Source organism: Halorubrum sp. AJ67, assembly GCF_000513435.1.
Genome location: NZ_CBVY010000010.1, coordinates 1 through 2,004, shown reverse-complemented (window position 1 = coordinate 2,004; position 2,004 = coordinate 1). Strand labels below are relative to the sequence as shown.

Genomic DNA, 2,004 nt, shown 5'->3' with positions numbered 1-2,004 from the left:
CAGGATCGCTGGCCGAAGGTCGCGAATCGGTCTCCGCGATGATGTCGAACCTCGATACCCGTCGGGAGGAGTAACCCGCATCCGGACGGAACGGGTGACTGGGTCCAGTTCGGTGTCAGCGGCCGTCAGAAGCCGGCCCCTCGCCCGTCTCTCCGACGCCCGTCACGGTTCCGACCCCCTTGCTCGACCCCTCGCGGAAGACGAACCGCTGCCCCTCCTCGATCAGGTACGGGCGGAACTTGAACCGGACGCGCGCCTCGCCCGTGTCGCCCGGGAGGAGCCGCCCCTCCTCCGGGAAGAACGCGGCCGCCTCCGACAGGGTTTCGAGGTGTACCACCGGCTCGTACCCCTCCTGGATCCGGGTCGGGTGGTTCAACACCATCACCTCGGCGTCGAACTCCCGGACCGGTTCCGGCTCGCTCCCCCAAGGCACCAAGGCCATCCCGCGTTCGATCTCCGCCTCGTCGACGCCCTTCAGCGCGATGCCGACGATCCGCCCCGCGGTCGCCCTGTCGACCCGGTGGTAGTGCATCTCGATCGACCGCACCTCCACCTCGCGGAACGACCCGTCGGGCATGGGACCGAGCAGGAGTTCGTCGCCGGTCTCGACGGTCCCGGAGTTCACCGTGCCGGAGGCGACCGCGCCCACGCCCGTCACCTTATAGCTCCGGTCGACGTACATCCGGAACGTCTCGCGGTCGGGCGTCGCGCGCTTCGGCAGGCGCTCGAACAGGTGATCGAGCGTCCCGATCCCGTCTTTCGTCACCGCGCTGGTCCGCAGCAGGGGGACGACGCCGTCGCCGACCTCCGCGACCGCGGTGTCGACCCCGTGGCGATCGACCAAAAGCGGCGTCTGCCCGGCGTCGCGGAGCATCGACTCGACCTCGCGTTCGACCTCGGCGAGCCGGTCGTCGCTCACCGCGTCCGCCTTCGTGACCGCGACGATGGTCGGCAGTTCGGTCGCGAGCAGGATTCCGAGGTGTTCTCGGGTCGTCTTCGTCGGCCCGTCGTCGGCGGCCACGACGAGGAGCCCGTAGTCGAGCTTCTGGCCGACCAGCCCGCGGATCGTCGTCCGGAGCCACGGCTCGTGGCCCACCGTATCGACGAACGAGACGAGGCGGTCCGCCGCCTCGACGACGCCGGCGCGGTCCGCCTTCCGGTGGGGGTTGTCCATCCGGACCGGCTCGTCGGCGTCGTCGTCGAATCCGTACACCGCGTACGAGAGGTCCGCCGAGAGACCGCGCTCGACCTCGTGGGGCTGGACGTCGAGGAAGCCGCGCGTGCCGCCCTGCCCATCGTCGGCGTGTCCGGTGACGAGTGTCCCCACGAGCGTCGACTTCCCGTGGTCGACGTGGCCGGCCGTGCCGACCACGAGGTGGTCCTCGTCGGCCTCGAACACGCCCCCGTCGCGCAGGGTGGCGAGCCCGACCAACCCCGCCTCGTCGGCGTCGCCCCCGTCGCCGGCGCTCCACGTCTCGACGTCGGCGATGTGGGCGTCCGCCTCGTCGGCCAGCAGCGAGAGCACGTCCATCGTCTCCGAGAAGCTCTCGGGGGAGATCCCCGCCAGTCCGCCCTCGTCGGTGACGCCGAGGACGTAGGTCGCCTCGCCGTCGCCGGAGAGCACGCGGTGACGAAGCTGGGCCACGAGCGACTCCATGCGCCCGTCGGCCAAGTGGACCTCGCGCGTCAGCCGCTCCTTGAACTCGATAGCGCCGCCATCCCGCTCGCCGCGCTCGATGGCCCGCCGGAGGGCGGACCGGTCAGCGCTCATGTCCGCACGTAGGCGACAGCCGGGCTTAACGGTTTTCGTGGTACGTGACCCCACGGCTCGTGATCGGTACCGAGCGCTCCGGAGCCGCGCCGGAAACCTCCGTCCGGCTCAGGGCAGGTGATTTAACCGACCGCCGCAGACAACGACGATATGGACACCTCGGTCCCCAGCGTCGCCGAACGGCGCGTCCACGTCGTCCCGCTCGGCTACGAGCGCGACCGGATCGTCGAACC

General features: G+C 70.6%; 1 protein-coding gene. It reads right to left on the bottom strand.

Features of this window, described 5'->3' with window-relative positions; all coding sequences use genetic code 11:
- Positions 1-115: 115 nt before the first annotated feature.
- Positions 116-1,771: a GTPBP1 family GTP-binding protein gene (locus tag BN903_RS09520; protein WP_048077517.1), complete on the bottom strand. Its 1,656-nt coding sequence runs from the start codon at positions 1,769-1,771 to the stop codon at positions 116-118.
- Between the last annotated feature and the right edge of the window lie 233 nt (positions 1,772-2,004).

Bases quoted from the DNA above. Each gene is read 5' to 3' on its own strand.
- BN903_RS09520 (WP_048077517.1), bottom strand. From the start codon at position 1,771: ATGAGCGCTGACCGGTCCGCCCTCCGGCGGGCCATCGAGCGCGGCGAG.